Origin of the sequence: Fundicoccus sp. Sow4_D5 (assembly GCF_052116365.1) — a bacterium.
GTDB lineage: Bacteria > Bacillota > Bacilli > Lactobacillales > Aerococcaceae > Fundicoccus.
Genome location: NZ_JBQKLF010000012.1, coordinates 52,396 through 70,642, shown reverse-complemented (window position 1 = coordinate 70,642; position 18,247 = coordinate 52,396). Strand labels below are relative to the sequence as shown.

Genomic DNA, 18,247 nt, shown 5'->3' with positions numbered 1-18,247 from the left:
TTTAAAAAGAAACATCTCCTCTCCAATTTATTCCCGACGAAAACCAATACCTTTTTAAAAAAAAGTTTTTTTCTAAAAACATTTAATAACTAATTTTTATTATATCATTGTGTTTTCACTTGTCAATAGCTATAATGAAATAAAGTGAAGTCAAATGATTTTACTAATTGTTTTAAAATGAAATTTTCAGGAGGTCAAAACAGTGACAACAATCGGAATTTATGAAAAAGCGCTACCAAAAAATATTAGTTGGTTTGAGCGATTAACGCTCGCAAAAGAACTGGGTTTCCAGTTTGTGGAGATGTCAATTGATGAAACGGATGATAGAATTGCACGGCTCGACTGGACAAAGGACGAACGAAAAGAAATCGTCGAGGCTATTTATGAGACGGGTGTCAAAATCTATTCGATTTGTCTAAGTGCCCATCGAAGATTCCCCTTTGGGTCGAGTGATGCCATGGTAAGAGCAACAGCCTTAGAGTTAATGGCTAAAGCCATCGACTTAGCCTCTGATTTGGGTATTCGGAATATCCAATTAGCCGGTTATGATGTCTATTATGAAGAAAAAACGGATTTATCTCGTGAATACTTTATCGAAAATCTAATTAAAGCCACGGCGATGGCAGCATCGAAACAAGTCATGTTATCGATTGAAATTATGGATGATCCGTTTATTAACTCGTTAACCAAATTTAAAGCGATTAAACAACAAATTCCGTCACCGTGGTTACAAGCTTACCCAGATATCGGAAATATCTCAGCTTGGCCAGAGAATGATTTAGGATTTGAATTAGAAACTGGCTTAGAAAACATTGTGGCCGTGCATGTCAAAGACACAATGAACGTGACGGAGGATTTCCCAGGTAAATTTAAAGAAGTGCCTTGGGGTGAAGGGGATGTAAACTTCCTGGCTGCTTTTAAATCACTCAAACGCTTAGGCTACGAGGGCGCCTTTATGATTGAAATGTGGAGTGAAACGCAAGCGAATCCGCAACAAGCCATTACAGAAGCAAAAAACTTTATTTATCCCATTTTAAAGGAGGCAGGCTATGAGCCAGAATAATCCAATGATTCAAGAAATGAAAGAACGTGTCTATAAAGGAAATTTACAATTACCTAAGTGGGGGCTTGTGACGTTAACTTGGGGCAATGTCAGTGAGATTAACCGCGAACTAGGGGTGATAGTGATTAAACCGAGTGGCGTGGATTATGAAGTCATGACCGCTGAAGACATGGTAATTACAGATTTAGACGGTCATAAGCTGGATGAAGGGAGTTTGAACCCCTCTTCAGACTTAGCCACTCACGTTGAACTTTACAAAGCGTTTGACGAGATTCAGTCCGTGGTCCATACGCATAGTAATAATGCGGTCTCTTGGGCACAATCTGGAATTGATTTACCGGTTTATGGCACCACACATGCGGACACCTTTTATGGACCGGTTCCAAACACTAGACAGTTAACTCAAAAAGAAGTAGAAGAAGCCTATGAAGTCCACACGGGTAAAGTGATTGTCGAAACCTTTACTCAACGTCAAATTGACGAGAATGCCGTCCCTGGTGTTTTAGTCAATGGGCATGGTCCGTTTACTTGGGGACCATCCGTGGCAAAAGCCATTGAGAACAGTTTAGTGTTGGATCAAGTGTGTTTAATGGCCCGCAATACTGAACTAACAGTCAAAGATAATCTGCTGCCTCAATACATTCTGGATAAACATTACTACCGTAAACATGGGGATAATGCGTATTACGGACAAGGGAAGTAAGTTTTCTTAAATTTAGAAATCCCTATAACTAAATAAAAAGCCCCTAATACCATGTAATTTCAAATGGTTTTGGGGGCTTTTCTAATTTCAGGTTACCTGGTACTTTTTTATTTTTCACTTTGTGTTAAACCAATCTAAAACCTCGCCTAAATTTTCTTTCAATAGTACTTTCTCACCGATTAATTCCTCTGGTTTTAAAAGGGTTCTGTAAGGGACCATGATGACAGGCAATCCTGCTTTCAATGCAGCGGAAACTCCTGTCAAGCTATCCTCAATAACTAGAGTATTACTCTCATTTGCATTCAGTATCTTCTGTGTCTTAAGATAAATATCAGGATGCGGTTTTGATTCTATCACTTGGTCTCCAAATATTTTGCTTGTAAAATAATGATCTATATTTAATTTATGCAGGACCTTTAAGCCTTTTTCTTCATGAGTTGAGGTGGCTAAACTAATCGTGATATCTTTTTTTTTCAAAAGCTCGAACAACTCAATAACGAATGGCATCAATTTTAAAGAGTTTTTCTCTAGCTGATCATAAAAATAGCTTTCTCTTATTTGTCTCAACTCTAAAGCTATTTCATAGTTGCCAACAATATTAGCTAAAGCAGCTGTTGAATTGTCAACGCTAAGTCCACCCCAACCTTCGATCACTTCATCTTCTAGTTTAATATTATAATTCTTAAAAGCATAACGCCATCCATCTTCGTAAATAGGATCTGAATCTACAATAGTTCCATCCATATCAAAAATCACATGGCTAATGCAATTGCCAAACTTCATTTAACATCACACCTTCTATTTATTATAAAACACTTCGATTTTATCAAAAGTATAACAGGTAATTCCACTTAATCAAAACATTATTTTATTTATACCGAATTAAATAAAACTTTTTTAATTACTTTTTTTATTAAACGTAGTATACTTAACTTCGGAGGTGGATTGCATGAAAAAAGGATTCTTAAAGTTGCTAATTCGTAACAATTTACATCTTTTAAGCAAAACAGATAAAAAACTTGCTGATTATTTTCTAAAATTAAACGAAGAGTTAATTAATAAAACAATTGCTAACCTCTCAGATGAAACTGGGATTTCGCAAACAACAATTTTTAATTTCGTAAAAAAATTAGGCTTTGAAGGTTTTCAAGATTTTAAAATTACTTTAGCAACCAACATTGAAATGAACGATAACGTTGACTCTGAAAACTCTATTAACATTTATTCTGACATAACCACTCATGATACTCCGAGTGAAATAGCAGATAAAATAATTAATTTCAACAAAATTTCTCTTGATACTTTAAAGGTTACTTTGGATCGAGAGAAACTAACACATGTGATTGACTTGTTATCGAATGTGGAAAACATTCATTTTTATGGTCAAGGTGGATCTTCAATTGTTGCTTATGATTCATTCCATAAATTTCTGAGATCTAAATACAACTGTAGCTACATAGTAGATTACCACTTACAATTAGGCTACAGTACTAAATTAAAGAAAACCGATGCTGTATTCTTATTCTCGCATTCTGGATACACAATTGAAACAATTAACTTAGCAAAACAGGTGAAAAAAAGTGAAGCAACGCTCATTACATTAACAGGAAATCCTGGTAGTGAATTAGTTAAGTATTCTGACGAAAGTTTAATTGTTATTTCTGAAGAATCTAAATTTCGTTCAGAGAGTCTCTCTTCAAGAATTCTTTATCTAACTGTGATGGATATCATCCATACAGCAATTATGTATAAAGACGAAATTAACAATCAAGCTTCATTCGATCAGCTTAGAGATGCTTTAGCAGTCACAAGAACAGATAAAACTAAATAAAGTTACCCATATGAAATAGTGTCTGATTAACTCACAGACACTATTATTTTCATTCTACTCAAGTCACTAGACTATGCGCTTATTTCAATCTTTTCATAATATATACGATTTTTTCCAAAGGAGTTATCAATAATCTGCACATTCATTCTTATAAATTACTTCTGTTTAATTAGTCCGTAATTCAACCGAAATTCAACATGAATGCGCATCATCTAATAGAGTATATCTTCTGAAATTCATTTTTTCCGTCGTCATCAACAAACACTGCATCATATATTCATTGGTTGTTATCTGAGTATTACTTCGTAATCCTAAACTATGAATTAATAGCGATAGTAAAATAAAAATTGATAGCCATAATTTCGAAGATATCTGATTTCAAATTCTAATCTGTCCAAATAATGGCTTATTGAATATTAATAAAATACACTACGGAGCAAATTGATGAATAAAAATGTCCCAACAAAAAAACAGCAAATCATGCTCATTAGAGAATAACTTGCTGTCTTTTACTCCATCTATTAATAACTCTTTACTCAATTCTCTAAGTCTTATCGTTTACAGAGTATTCCGTCTCTCTCGCCATGCTATACTCCAATACACAGCCATCAGCCCACAATTCGATTCTTAATCACAACTTGATCGACATTCAAATTCGTTCGCGTCATCACATTCGCCATTAGAATATCTGCGACATCTTCCGGATCCATCAAATGCCCAATTGAATCACGTTCATAAATTCCGTCCCAGAAATCTGTCTTCATGCCGCCCATGTAAGCACCCATAACGCGCACATTGCTATCGCCCAATTCAACTAACAGACTCTCCGTGAAACCACGTACCCCAAACTTGCTGGCACAATAAACGGCTTCGGTCGCTTTTCCTTCCAGGCCTGCCGTCGAAATCACATTCAAAATAGTGCCGCTATCGCGCTCGCGCATTGATGGAATGACTTCCTGCGCACAATAAATCGTGCCTTTCAGATTAATATCAATCATCTGATCAATCTGCTCATCCGTAATCAATTCTGCTTTGGCGAAATAGCCGACACCCGCATTATTCACCAGCACATCAACGTGCCCATGCGCTGCTAAGATTTCGCTAAATACCTCAGATACCTGTCCACGCTTGGAGACATCCAAGGAATAAACAGAAAATTTCGCCAATTCAAACTTATTTACTACTTCCTTCAAGGCACTCTCACGGCGCCCGATTAAACACACATGCTACCCTAAATCCGCAAAACGCTTGACTAAGGATGCACCTAAACCCGTCCCCGCACCTGTAATAACGACAACCTTTTTATCCATGATATTCCCCCATAGTCTACTGAAATCGTAACCGCATTTATTACACACAAGTATAACACAGCTCCACACGAAATAAGAACAGCTAGCCCCTTTCGGTTCCGTCTGTCCTCGAAAATTGCCCACTATATAAAGATGCCCTTGTCTGCTAAGTTTTCGACACATTCTTTTAAATACGCCCCATCATGCTCTGGGTAAATCGGCTCAGTCAAAGGGACTGCTTCCAACTCAGAATACGCCGCACACTGCTTGCCCCGGTAATTAACATCGAGCCATTCCACAGACACATTATAGCCCCGACGCTTCATATCATCCATGATCAATTGATGATACTGGAACAATTTATAAGGCGAGTAATCAAATACATAATTAACGGTCTCATGCTTGCGCCCCCAACCATCGCCACGTAAGGCACAACATTCGCGGTGTTGCCCCAACAACTGCTGCCTAGGCAACCCTTCGATCAAGCCCTCATGCCAAAGTCTCATCAACGCTTCCTCCCTTTAAATATACTCGCCTGCTCCAAGTACGCATTCGGATACTTCGTCAACAAATCCGACAGATACATTAAGACCGTTTCCTTGACAATGACATCCTTTTGATAATCTGCTAATAACTTTAAAAAGCTCGCCTTTTCGTCATCGGTCGTATACTTTTTAAAATAACCCCAGATGTGCTGATAGGCGTTGACTACCGCTAAACGATTTTCTTCCAAAGACACAGCTTCTTGTATCAACCTTTCAACAACTGCCACTTCTACTACGTCTCGTTTTAAGTACTCTCGTATTTTCAAGTAGATTTTATGTGAATGACTCAATACCAAATATTTGTTTGTGGCCCATAGCCGCTCACACGCTTTTCTTTCCACAGTAACCCGCACCCCTTTATCACTCGATAAGTTATTATAATATATTATCGCAGTTCAAGCAATAAACATATTTTGGCCAGAATATTAACGATTTAACTCCTATCAGTTCCATTAACCAAGCTATTCCCTTCATTCACCCATAATTTCAGCTATAATGACCTTATACCCACCTATTCAACATTTGGGAAAGGAGCGACGAAATGAACATTGAAGGTAAATACAATACAGCGCGAGTGATGACCAATACTCTTGATCCTCAAACGCGCGAACAAATCCGTGGCTTTCTGAACGAACCTTTCACCAAAGGCGAACAGGTAGTCATCATGCCCGATACACACGCCGGAAAAGGGGCCGTTATTGGCACCACCATGACGATTAGTGGTGGTCAAATCTGCCCGAACCTAGTAGGGGTTGATATTGGCTGCGGCATCCACTTAGCCCAACTATCAACTCGGACCCCATTAAGCAAACAAGAACTTAAGCGTCTCGACGAGGTCATCAAACGTCATGTCCCACATGGAGCAGGCGTAAATTTCAAGCCGGTAAAAACGGACATTGCTCTAGATGAATTAACCTTTAAGCCAAAGAATGTGAATCGCATTCGCCAATCCGTCGGATCACTTGGTGGAGGCAATCACTTTATCGAAGTCAGTCAAATGAAAGAGGGATACGGCCTGATGGTCCATTCGGGGTCAAGAGGCTTAGGTTTCCAAGTCGCTAACCATCATCAACGGATTGCTGAACAAACAACCGGCCAGCTAGTTCAACAAAAGGAGCTGGCCTACTTAAAAGGTGATCTGCTAGATGATTACTTGAACGACATGCGCATCGCTCAACGTTATGCGAAAATTAATCGCTCGACCATGTTGGAGCAGATTGCACGCCATATGGGCTGGCAACTCGAATCCGTCGTTGATTCAGTTCATAATTACATTGGCGATGATGGCGTCCTTCGTAAAGGGGCGACCGATGCACGCGACGGCCAGCTAGTGATCATCCCAATCAATATGCGAGATGGCGCCATTCTTGGCCGTGGCCTAGGTAATCCAGATTGGAACAATAGCGCCCCGCACGGTGCCGGTCGTTTAATGTCTCGTACCGAAGCCAAACAGGCCATCCTACTCAAAGATTTTAAACAACAAATGGAAGGTATCTACAGCACGTCCGTTAATCAGAAAACGATCGACGAAGCGCCTGACGCTTACAAATCTCTCTCACATATTATGGAGAATATTCATGAAACCATCGACGTGGTCGAGATGTTGAAACCCATTTATAATTTTAAAGCTTAAAGGATACTGATAAATATCATCAATCGACCTCCATCCTTAAAACACCCCCGACAAAGCCTATTATATCGGCGCTTGTGTCGGGGGTGTAATTGTAAACATATTCTAGATTCAAATCCAGTTAAAGTTAAATCTGATAATTCGGCTCCACTGATGTAGACAGTAGATTATTCCGCCAACAACCAATCAGCAATATAAACGATTGGAATCCCATCTATTTGTTCAACATCATGATAGCGACCTGTTACAACCATCTTCTTATAGTTGTCCTTGATATTTAAAAGATTATCAGTTTCATGTGTATTATCAGGGATTTCATAAGCCACTTGTACATAAAGAGTCTCATCTAGTTTTCTTGCGATAAAATCAATTTCTTTACTATCAAGTCTTCCAACATCTACTGTATATCCCCTTCTCATTAACTCTATAAAAACAATATTCTCTAAACGGTTACTGTAATTACCGTCTTTTCTGCCAACTGCATTTCTTCTCAGTCCTGAATCTACTATGAAATATTTCCCATTGGTTCGCAGATATTCTCGCCCACGAATATCATATTGCTTTGCTCTATAAAATAAGAAACCATTCTCAAGCAAATCTAAATAACGATTTACAGTATGAACTGTACTTTCAACGCCTTCACCTTTTAAAGTGTTAACAATTTTTGAAGTATTCACTAACTGACCAACGTTATCAGATAAAAAGCTAATAATTGCTTTTAATACAGTTGAATCTTTTACACCCGCTCTAAATGCAACATCATTCAATACAATAGAATCAAAAATTCCAGACAAAATAGTATCTTTAATAGTCTCCTCAGCTATGACGACACTAGGAAATCCTCCAAATTTTTCATATTCAAGGTAGGCAGCATCTACTTTACGAGACTCTTTGTCTACTCCTTTTACCCTTAAATATTCTGAGAATGACAATGGATAAATTGGGATTTCAATATAACGCCCACTTAAAAGTGTTGCTAACTCTCCTGATAACATCTTACCGTTTGAACCCGTAATAATAATATCACTATCAAAGCTTACTCGAATGCCATTCACAACTCGCTGCCATCCTTCTACAACTTGTATTTCATCAAACAACAGATAAATTTTTTTATTATCATTCGGAAGTAAAGTATTCAATTTTTCACGAAATTTTTCTTCTGTAGTAATTGTTTGATAGTCATAACTTTCAAAATTCATATAGATAATATGATCTTCCGATATATTCTCTTTTAGTAAGTATTCTCTATAAAGCATTAATAAGACTGATTTTCCAGAACGCCGTACTCCCGTAATAACTTTTATGAAATCAGAATCTTTGAATTGTATCAGTTGATTTAGATAAAAGGGTCTTTGAAACATACTCTCACTCCTTGTAATATACATTACTATTCACTACGAATTTTACCACTATTTGAAGTTAACTTCAAATACAAGGTGAATATCCGGGATTTTGAACTCAACTTCAAATATAATCCGATTGTCTCTATACTTGAAGTTGACACACATGATTTCTCACCAAATATGCCATAAGAAAGATAAAGGTGTCGCTCGCCAGAGCTTCCCGACGATTTACATAAGGGCAATCTTGTGCTGAATGGAGAATCTGGTCGACTCTTCACATAGAGCTGACTCGACTCTACCTTCCTAGCTACTCCCCCATACTTTCGGCCGAAGACGCCACCACCTGCCACTTCTTACAAACAACCAGCTCGAGTTTCCCCATACAGCTCACCAACCAATTAGACAATTAAAAATAAAGGTGAGTATTCTGAAGTTTGGTAAATCATTCTTTATTTGTAAGCCCGTGATAGTGAGGTATCTATTCAACTATTTATGGACATGATAAACTAGCAGCGAAAGAGTACTTTCCAGGCTAGTTCGTGCGTAAATTGCTTTGTTTTCTGAGCTACCTGAACGCTGACGCTTTGCGAGCTTTAAGAGATCCGTAAGGTGTGCCGGCAGCAACCCCGGCACGATTCTAAGTCTCGCTGCTTTAATCGAATCGTCGGTGACCAAAGGGAAACGACACAGCCTGTTACTTGTAAGAAAAATCTCAATCTAACCGATTCTCTTGACGGATCGTTTAGATAGGATGCTAATTCAGCAAACCATTACTATGAATCGGCTAGAGGCCGATCCTCTCTAGCTGATATAAGGCAAGCTCTCGAGTTAACCGCTCTAATTCCACGTCGTGTAAAAGCCACGTAACTATAGCGCGCTTACGTCTATCCAGCCGCCTGGAGTTTGAGTTGGCTAGATAGCTGGACTATCCAACCGACTGGGAGTTTGAGTCGGCTAGATAGCTGGTCTATCCAGCCGACTGAGATTTCGAATCAGCCAGATACACGTAGTGTTTGGTAAGTCCCTGATAGTGAGGTATCTATTGAACTATTTATGGATATGATACAGTAGCAGCGAAAGGGTAGTTCCCAGGCTAGTTAGTGGGTAATTTGCTTTGTTATTGGCAACAAGCTACTTGAGCTTCGTCAGACCAAGGCAGATGGCGTACCCTATTAAAATTGAGACTATCCAGTTAATAGTTTAGTCTTTTGACGTTTTACTAGTAGACACCTCAATATCACGGGCTTACCTTTATTAAAATCCCCTCGTCATTAAAAAAAGACAGCCCATAATGAGCTGTCCCCAGGTATTATATAATTATGGTCACTAAGAGCTCTACTAACTACCACGTGACCACTAAACACGCTAAATCTTCTTACGCTTGCGTTTTCTAATCGCAATCGCACTCTGTAAAACAATAAAGAAACAAAGTAATAGCGATAAGATAATTCGAACCCACCAACTCGATAGAGTTCCTTGAGTCGTTACCAAGCTTGAAATTGTTCCTTTGATTAAAACTCCAAACAGAGTGCCTATCGGATTACCAATCCCACCTGATAACAAAGTCCCACCAATAACGGCTGAAGAAATCGCGTCCATCTCTAAACCTTTCGCTTGTTCTACGAAACCTGCCCCACTATTCAGACAGAATAGAAAACCACCAATACCAGTTAAAAGACCTGATAAGGTATAGGTTAATAACTTCACTCTTTGGACACGGATTCCCATCATGAGGGCGCTCTGTGGGTTACCACCAATCGCATAAAGCTTACGCCCGAAACTTGTATAACGTAAGACTAGAAAAATAAGCACAACAACCAAAATTGCAATAATTACAGTTGGGTAGATATAAGCCGGTAAGTAAACACCTTTCTTATTGACCGTCCCGAATGGCAGATATATTTTGTTATTGGCCCAAGAGAGAAAGACTTCATTCTTGATCGCAATCATTTCTGTACTGACCACTGCAGTCAATCCCCTGGCTAAAAACATCCCAGCTAAAGTTACAATAAAGGGTTGGATGTTTAAGTAAGCCACTAAATAACCATGCAGTAAACCGAACAACAAGCCAATCAGCAAGGAACTAAAAACAGCCACATACACACTTAAGCCGGAGACTTCCATTAAATAAGCCGAAACCATTGAGATTAATGCAGTCACAGACCCTACCGAAATATCAATCCCACCGGTTATCATGACTAAAGTCAAGCCAGTCCCTATCACAATCAAGCCGGCATTCGAGATAAATAAGTTTAAGAACATTTGGGGTTTCGCAAAGCCTTTGTCCGCAAAAACAAACATCCCCATTACATACATCACAGTGAATAATAGAATCGTTATCATCAAGAGGAAGGTCGAATCATTGAGTTTCTTCTGCTTTTCCATCTTAAACCTCCCCTTGAACTTTAATCAATTTCTTACGACTAGCGAGCAATTCTTTGACAGTCTTTTGAACGGTCTCGCTTTGCGCGATGACGATAACTAAAACAACAATTGCCTTATAAACTGGTAAGCGGTCAGCGGAAACATTTAATGAATATAAAGTGGTCGTTAAAGCTTGAATCGTATAGGCTCCGATAATCGACCCCATCAAACTAAACTTCCCACCACTTAATAAGTTTCCACCTAAAGCGACGGCTAGAATTGCATCCATCTCAATATTTAGTCCAATATTATTCGCATCAGCTGAATAGATACGACTTGAGGCAATAAAACCTGCAATCCCTGCTAGAAAACCATTAATCACAAACACAATCATTTTAATTCGGCTTTCGTTCAAACCCACTAAGCGAGCCGCACTACTGTTCATTCCGACCCCTGCAATAAATAATCCTAAGGCAGTCTTCTTCAGAATAACAAAGGCGATCACCGCAACGACCGTCGAGATAATAATCGGCGTTGGAATCGGTATTCCTGAAATATAGTTACCAGGAATCTTATAAGCATCTACACGGATATAAGTAATCTGTCCATGTGTAATCAGTTGCGCAATCCCACGACCAGCTGTATATAAAATCAAGGTTGCGACCATCGGTTGAATTTTCATCTTTGCCACTAAGAAACCATTAAAGGCGCCACATAACATTCCAGCTAACAAGCCAGCTGTCAATGCTAATACAATCGAATTTTGGTACTGCGACACAGAGACTTCGCCACCCGATAATATTTGAGTAACGACTGCCGCGGTCACAGCCATAATTGCTCCGACACTAATATCTTGCCCACCGGAAGCCGCCGTAACTAAGGTCATTCCAATGGCTAGAATAATTAATTCGGAAGCTCGGTTCATCACATCAATTAAGGAGCCATACAGCACCCCATTATTGATCGTAATCGAGAAGAAACTCGGTGACAGGATAAAGTTGATCACCATCATCAGCACTAACGCCAGAATCGGTAGAAATAAATGATGCGATGCCAGCTTGCTCAGCTTAAAGCCTTCTTTACTATTTGCCATGTTGCTTCTCCCCTCCCGCAATCGTCCAAATAATCGTTTCTTGGTCTAATTGACCGCCACTCAACTCGCCAACTTTGGCACCATCACGCATTACGACCATACGACTACAGGTTCGGATCATTTCTTCTATTTCGGATGAAATAAAGATAATCGCCATCCCCTTGGCTGCCAAATCAATAATTAGCTTTTGTATTTCGGTCTTAGTGCCTACATCAATCCCTCGTGTCGGTTCATCTAGAATCAATAACTCTGGCTGCGTCAATAACCAACGGCCGATAATGGCTTTCTGTTGATTCCCACCGGATAATTGTTTAATCGGTGTTTCACGATTGGCTGTTTTAATTTTCAACAACTCAATATAACGATCCGCAAACTCTTCCGTTTCTTTGCGACTGATTTGCTTGAACATGCCCCGCTTGGTCTGAAGTGCAATAATAATATTCTCGCGGACGGATAAATCTTCGAATATTCCATCTTTCTTCCGGTCTTCCGGCAGATAAGCAATCCCATACTTCATCGCATGAATCGGTGCTTTAAACGTCACCGCTTGATCTTTGATTGAGAGCTGACCACCATCTTGCGAATCTGCTCCAAAGATTGTTCGTACCAGTTCACTTCGGCCTGACCCTAATAAGCCAGTAATCCCAATCACTTCATGCGGGTGCAGCGTTAAATCAAAAGGCTTAATCGATCCCGTACTATATAAAGCCGTCGCTTGCAGTAAGGTTTGACTACTGATTTCCTCTTGAACAGCTTGACCTTCTTCTTTAATTTTTGCTAAATCATCAAAGTTTTTACCCATCATTTTCGCGACTAATTCAGCACGTGGTAAACGCTTCGTCTCATAAGCACCGACCAGCTTACCATTTCTCAAGACCGTAATCCGATCTGAAATTTCATAGACTTGTTCCAAGAAATGCGTGACGAAAACGATGCCTACGCCTCGTTCCTTCAAAGAAGACATCAAGTTAAATAACTTTTTCACTTCGTCATCATCCAGTGACGACGTCGGCTCATCTAAAATCAAAACTTCGCAATCCATATCCACTGCCCGCGCGATCGCAATCATCTGCTGAATTCCAATCGAACAATCACTTAATTGCCTTTGCGCATCAATTTTAATATCCAATTTCTCTAACAAGGCAGCTGCTAACTCATTCATTTTCTTCCAATCAATCATGCCCCACTTGCGAGGCTCACGGTCCAGAAATAAATTCTCCGCCACGGTTAAATTTGGCAGTAAATTGATTTCCTGGTAAACAGTTTGAATCCCACTTGTTTGAGCGGCTTTAGGTGAATCGAAAGAAACCGCCGTCGTCGCATCATTTAAATAAATATTACCAGAATCTTTTTCGTAGACGCCTGTTAACACTTTGATTAACGTTGATTTCCCAGCGCCATTCTCACCCATTAACGCATGAATTTCTCCTTTTTTCAGTTCAAATTCTACCCCACTAAGCGCCTTGACACCTGGAAAGTTTTTATCAATTCCAGTCATTCTTAATACCGTTTCCTTCATAAAACCACCCACTTTTCTTGCCCTAGCTACCGACGCCATAAACACTCGCTTCATTCAACGCAGATTCATAATAAACAAAGGAGCATCCGACTAAATATCAGACACTCCAGATTAAATTTAGATAAAAATTTAATATTAATATTCGCGAGCGTCAATATCGTCTTGAGTAATTGTTGTCGCATCAAAGGTCATTTCTTCAACATAAGCTAACTTATCAACTTCTTCGCCAGCTTCTAACTGTTGAATTAAGGCATCTACACGCACCCCGTGAAGCGGATTACATTCCACGTTATAGTTAATTTTACCTTCTAAAGTAGCATCAAGCCCCGCACGAGTTGCATCAAAGGAAATCACCACAATATCGCCATCAACCCCAACTGTTTTACCAGCTGCTTCAATCGCATCGATCGCACCAAAAGCCATGTTGTCATTTTCTGCATACACGACATTAATCTCTTCATGTTGCTTCAAGATACTTTCCATTACTTCTTGACCTTTAGCTTGTGTAAATTCGCCTGTTTGTTGAGCAATAATTTCCCAACCTTCGTTAGCTTCAACACCTTCTTCTAGCCCTTCAGAACGACCAATTTGAGCAGATGATCCAATTGTTCCTTGTAAATGAACAATCTTCAATTCTTCCGCTTGAGTTTCAAGCATCCACTCAACCGCTTTGTCACCTTCTAATTTAAAGTCAGATCCAACCCAAGCAGTAAACAGCGCGTCATCCGAGACATCAATCATACGGTCAACAATAATCACTGGAATGGCAGCATCTTGAGCTTCCTGTAAAACTGTATCCCAACCCGTTTCCGTAACCGGCGCTAGAACAATATAATCAACTTCTTGTTGAATAAAATTACGAATCGCTGTAATCTGATTCTCTTGTTTCTGTTGCGCGTCATCAAAAATCAAACGGTAACCATTCGCTTCAACGAATGTGTCTTGCATCGACTTAGTATTGGCTGTACGCCAATCTGATTCAGCCCCTACTTGAGAAAAACCAACAACGATTAAATCTTCAGCATGAACACTAGCAGGAAAGGCACCAAGAATGAATGATAAACCAAGGACGACTGAGACTAAGGTCATAAATCTTTTGACAATATTTTGCATATGAACACTCCTTGCTTTTATTGTTGAACGACTTGTTCATTTATATAATACAACTCAAACGCTTACATTAGTATGAATAATCATTGCCACAACATGACTTATTATTCTACACTGACACACAATCGGTAAAATCTTTCGAAATTAATGACTTATCATTGGAAAACGCACCTGGACCTCAAACCACTCACCCTCAACCGAACGAAAAGACAAACCACTCCCCCGGTCAAAATAGAGCCGCAACCGTTGATGCACATTCATCAAACCTAATTGGTTCAAGCCATCGTCGCTCGTCACATTCCTAGCCAAGTCTTCCAATTGACTTTGACTAACCCCTACGCCATTATCCCAAACACGAATAACGATTTGTTCCTCTTCATCAACTTCACCAGAAATGCGGATATGCCCTTTGCCACGCTTGAGTTTAATCCCATGATATAATGCATTCTCTACTAAGGGCTGTAAAGTCAATTTAGGAATTTGATAAGGATATAATGCTGGATCCAATTCAATGGAATACTCTAGTACATCGTTATAACGTATTGTTTGGATTTCCAAATAACTCTCAACTTGCTTCATTTCTGTTTCTAAAGTGATAATGTCTTTGCCATTACTTAAAGACGTTCGAAAGAACTCGCCTAGACTAGATACCATTTGAACGACTAATTCACTCTGCTTACTTTCAGCGAGCCAAATAATTGAGTCCAACGTATTATATAAAAAGTGTGGATTAATCTGTGCCTGCAACAACTCAAACTCCGTTTTACGTAATAGTTCCTGCTCTTGTGTCATATCAAGCAACAGCTGTTCTAGTTGCTGGCTCATCAAATCGACCCCTTGATCCAACTCATTAAATTCCACATTATCCGTCTCAATCGGAGCACTCGAGAAATCGCCCGAACCGACTTGTTGTGTCTTATGAATCAACTGTTTAATCGGCGAGACCATGCGACTGGTAAAGCGAACGGTTGAACGAGTGAGCGCAAACATCACAAGTAAATAAGACAGAATACTCAAACCAACTAGCCAGAAGGTTCTTTGTTGGATGACTTTTTGAATATTGGCTAAAACTTGCAATTCATCCGATATATAATCATTCATATAAGTTTCAATTAAATCGGTAATAATATAAATGTTATTCTCCAATGAAATCATGCGCTCATCATAGCCAGAGGTCTCAGATAACTCAATCATCACTTCATCTAAGCGATTCAACAAATTCAACATGCTTTGCAAGCGCCACTGGTTAGTCGAATCGGTGGTCGTTTCTTGTAGCCTGGCCACAATTTCAGAAGCTTGCACTATATCTTCTTGAGGCAGGCTTTGATAGTCTCTAGCGCCGACCACATAATAATACATTTCTAAATCAAGCTTATTCTTAAACTCGTTATTGAATTCGGCCGCTACGTTCGCATTCTGTAAAGAAGCATGATACTCACGATTGAAAAACATCATCATAACCAATAAAATCGCCATCATGACCGAAAACACTAATAGGCTCGAATAGGACCAGCGATTTAGTTGCTCTTTAAAAGACCGTCGTTTACCCTGACGCTGAAATTTTACGCGCTTTTCTTGAAATGTTTCAGCCATTTAAATCACCCCTTTACGATAGTTACCTGGGGAGACATTATGATATCTTTTGAATAAACGACTAAAATAACTCACATCACGGTAGCCGACGGCCAAAGCAATTTCATAATGCGTTTGATTAGTCGTTCTAAGTAATATTCTTGCTTGCCCCATTCTGACTTCCGTCATAAATTCCGTCACCGTCTTACCTGTTTCTTGACTAAAAATCGTCGTAAAGTGAGCTGGGCTAATATTCACACTGTTCGCAATATCCGATAACCTTAAATCAACCTCACCATAATGTTGATAAATATAAGCACTCGCTTCCTGAATTACGTCATAATAACGACTCTTCCTATGCTGATGACGCGCTACTAATGCATCCTTCAAGGCTTCTTTTAAATAAGTAACCAATAATTCTTTCGACGGTTCGTGTTCAAAAGCTAGCGGCAATTTAATCGATTGTTCTAACGCGTCATCTAAAGTGTGATCCAATGCTTGGATAAAGACTTGCAGCGCCATATACGTACTCAAAAACATGTATTGAACGAACGCCCGGCTTTGCCATTGAGTCTCGGACACATCTTTTAAAATCCGCTCGATAAAAGCAGGAATTTCCTCAAGCCTTCCTTCCAGTAGAAACTCGCTCAGCACTTTAGAATCGGTCCATTCTAATGGTATGTTCTCAAAAGACAGATAATCTAAGTCAGGTTCCCCCCCTGCCCTTGTGTCACCTTGACCACTCACCTTAGTTTCATCTACCAAGACCGCTTGCGCTAGGCCAACGTCTTTCGATGGCTTCTCAATTTTTAAGACCGAATTAATTCTAGGGGGATTATAAGAATAACTAATCTGCTGAGACTTGATTCGCCACCATTGTTCCAATAAGCGGTTGCGACCGATATTATAATACTCGGACACTTCGCTCAAACGGTCAAATGAATTCGTCGTCGCAATTAAAAAAACTAAATCATCATACTCTTGCTCGAAAAAACTTAGAATTTTAAACTCTGCCTCAAATGACCTTGCTTGAATTTCTTCATTGGCCGCCAACAAAAACACGGTCAATTCACTACTACTTTTATACTCAAATAAATTCGGAATCAACGTCAACGCCTCAATCATCTCTTGACGAATCCGCTCAATAATAGTCCAAGAAAAACCAGCCAAAACACCCGGATCCTTCGGTTGAATCATGATTAGCACTAATTTATAATGATCTTTCAACACATCTAACTGCAAATGATTGGCCTGCTCAAGCAAAGAGAACACTTCCTTTGAACCCGTCATCAACTCCTCAAAGAATACACGTCGCTTCTGATTGAACGCTTCTTGCTGCAGTAAAGCCAGCGACGCCTCCCGTTCCACCATCTTTAATTTTTCCTCACGAATTTTCACCAACAACTCGGTCAACTGAGCCTTCGTAATCGGCTTTAACACATAATGCTCAACCCCAATATTAATCGCCTTTTGAGCATACTCAAACTCATCATAACCACTCAAGATAATAATTTTCGTATTCGGATAATGTTGCTTGATAATCCGACTCAAAGACAAACCATCCATGAAAGGCATCCGAATATCCGTAATCACTATATCAGGCTGCAAGTCCTGAATCATCGGCCAGGCCAACTCACCATCCGCCGCTTGCCCAATCACCTCAAACCCTAACTGATGCCACTCAACCAACTTCAGCATCCCCTCGCGAATCAACTGCTCATCTTCTACAATAAATACTGTAAACATTCGCTTCTTCCCTTCATCTATATAAACTAATAGGCACACACTCTATCATTAATCATAAACTTTTCACACGGTAAAAGAAAGCGTTTTAGGAAATGAACTCACCCCCAGTAAAAAACACCCCTTTAGGGAAAATAAGTAACCGCTCCACCTAAACTAACCGAAATTTAACGCAGCGCCTTCCACCTCCCACACGATTAGCAGCTACACGAATGAACGGGCGGAAGATTAAGAATGCTAATAAAACAACACACGCCTACCTTCTTCATTAAAGATCATCGCCTAGTTCGACTATTTATCTTTTCGCCAAATCCCACCACCAAAAAAAGAAGCACCCTCCAATTGTCTGGAGGGTGCTTCTTATGAAAGGTCTATTAATCATTAGGACAGGCAGAATTAGTCTTACACGGTAATCATCTATTGATGTCTTATCATTTCCACA

The 18,247-nt window shown here is 39.6% G+C and carries 16 protein-coding genes; 4 read left to right on the top strand and 12 right to left on the bottom strand.

What is annotated here, in order from left to right:
* The first annotated feature begins 202 nt into the window (after window positions 1-202).
* Both ACTQ45_RS11980 and araD read left to right on the top strand, forming a co-directional pair.
* Window positions 203-1,063, top strand: a complete 861-nt coding sequence (locus tag ACTQ45_RS11980) for an L-ribulose-5-phosphate 3-epimerase (RefSeq protein WP_441763868.1) — start codon at window positions 203-205, stop codon at window positions 1,061-1,063.
* The gene (araD, locus tag ACTQ45_RS11975; RefSeq protein ID WP_441763867.1) at window positions 1,050-1,766 is read left to right on the top strand and encodes an L-ribulose-5-phosphate 4-epimerase AraD; all 717 of its coding nucleotides are present in this window, start codon (window positions 1,050-1,052) and stop codon (window positions 1,764-1,766) included. The genes ACTQ45_RS11980 and araD overlap by 14 nt, the downstream gene beginning before the upstream one ends.
* Before the next feature lie 114 nt (window positions 1,767-1,880).
* Here araD and ACTQ45_RS11970 read toward each other — a convergent pair whose 3' ends face one another.
* A complete protein-coding gene (locus ACTQ45_RS11970) occupies window positions 1,881-2,549 on the bottom strand; it encodes an HAD family hydrolase (protein WP_441763866.1) in 669 nt (222 codons plus the stop codon).
* 166 nt (window positions 2,550-2,715) lie between these two features.
* On the opposite strand from ACTQ45_RS11970, the gene ACTQ45_RS11965 reads away from it, so the two are divergent.
* A complete protein-coding gene (locus tag ACTQ45_RS11965; protein ID WP_441763865.1) occupies window positions 2,716-3,597 on the top strand; it encodes a MurR/RpiR family transcriptional regulator in 882 nt (293 codons plus the stop codon).
* Between the two features lie 608 nt (window positions 3,598-4,205).
* On the opposite strand, the gene ACTQ45_RS11960 is transcribed toward ACTQ45_RS11965, so the two are convergent.
* From ACTQ45_RS11960 to ACTQ45_RS11945, 4 genes are all read right to left on the bottom strand, one after another.
* Window positions 4,206-4,820: an SDR family oxidoreductase gene (locus tag ACTQ45_RS11960; RefSeq protein WP_441763864.1), complete on the bottom strand. Its 615-nt coding sequence runs from the start codon at window positions 4,818-4,820 to the stop codon at window positions 4,206-4,208.
* A gap of 3 nt (window positions 4,821-4,823) precedes the next feature.
* Window positions 4,824-4,955 carry a hypothetical protein gene (locus tag ACTQ45_RS11955; protein WP_441763863.1) on the bottom strand — a complete coding sequence of 44 codons (132 nt, stop codon included), beginning with the start codon at window positions 4,953-4,955 and terminating at the stop codon, window positions 4,824-4,826.
* Window positions 4,956-5,029: 74 nt separating this feature from the next.
* Window positions 5,030-5,392 (bottom strand): TIGR02328 family protein, encoded by a 363-nt coding sequence (locus ACTQ45_RS11950; RefSeq protein ID WP_441763862.1) that lies wholly within the window; start codon window positions 5,390-5,392, stop codon window positions 5,030-5,032.
* Window positions 5,392-5,784 carry a YbgA family protein gene (locus ACTQ45_RS11945; protein ID WP_441763861.1) on the bottom strand — a complete coding sequence of 131 codons (393 nt, stop codon included), beginning with the start codon at window positions 5,782-5,784 and terminating at the stop codon, window positions 5,392-5,394. Before ACTQ45_RS11945 ends, ACTQ45_RS11950 begins: the two co-directional genes overlap by 1 nt.
* 188 nt (window positions 5,785-5,972) lie before the next feature.
* Between ACTQ45_RS11945 and ACTQ45_RS11940 the strand changes: the two genes are divergently transcribed.
* Window positions 5,973-7,064 (top strand): RtcB family protein, encoded by a 1,092-nt coding sequence (locus ACTQ45_RS11940; RefSeq protein ID WP_441763860.1) that lies wholly within the window; start codon window positions 5,973-5,975, stop codon window positions 7,062-7,064.
* Between the two features lie 164 nt (window positions 7,065-7,228).
* On the opposite strand, the gene ACTQ45_RS11935 is transcribed toward ACTQ45_RS11940, so the two are convergent.
* From ACTQ45_RS11935 to ACTQ45_RS11905, 7 genes are all read right to left on the bottom strand, one after another.
* Complete coding sequence (locus ACTQ45_RS11935) at window positions 7,229-8,422, bottom strand: ATP-binding protein (RefSeq protein ID WP_441763859.1); 1,194 nt, start codon at window positions 8,420-8,422, stop codon at window positions 7,229-7,231.
* Window positions 8,423-9,769: 1,347 nt separating this feature from the next.
* Window positions 9,770-10,789, bottom strand: a complete 1,020-nt coding sequence (locus ACTQ45_RS11930) for an ABC transporter permease subunit (protein WP_441763858.1) — start codon at window positions 10,787-10,789, stop codon at window positions 9,770-9,772.
* A gap of 1 nt (window position 10,790) precedes the next feature.
* Window positions 10,791-11,861, bottom strand: a complete 1,071-nt coding sequence (locus tag ACTQ45_RS11925; protein WP_441763857.1) for an ABC transporter permease — start codon at window positions 11,859-11,861, stop codon at window positions 10,791-10,793.
* Window positions 11,851-13,434 carry a sugar ABC transporter ATP-binding protein gene (locus ACTQ45_RS11920; RefSeq protein WP_441763856.1) on the bottom strand — a complete coding sequence of 528 codons (1,584 nt, stop codon included), beginning with the start codon at window positions 13,432-13,434 and terminating at the stop codon, window positions 11,851-11,853. The genes ACTQ45_RS11925 and ACTQ45_RS11920 overlap by 11 nt, the downstream gene beginning before the upstream one ends.
* Window positions 13,435-13,515: 81 nt before the next feature.
* On the bottom strand, window positions 13,516-14,493 hold the full coding sequence (locus ACTQ45_RS11915) for an ABC transporter substrate-binding protein (RefSeq protein ID WP_441763855.1): 978 nt from the start codon (window positions 14,491-14,493) through the stop codon (window positions 13,516-13,518).
* 141 nt (window positions 14,494-14,634) lie between these two features.
* Window positions 14,635-16,083, bottom strand: coding sequence for a sensor histidine kinase (locus ACTQ45_RS11910; protein ID WP_441763854.1), 1,449 nt, complete (start codon window positions 16,081-16,083; stop codon window positions 14,635-14,637).
* Window positions 16,084-17,808 (bottom strand): response regulator transcription factor, encoded by a 1,725-nt coding sequence (locus ACTQ45_RS11905; RefSeq protein WP_441763853.1) that lies wholly within the window; start codon window positions 17,806-17,808, stop codon window positions 16,084-16,086. It abuts the gene before it with no gap.
* Window positions 17,809-18,247 lie beyond the last annotated feature (439 nt).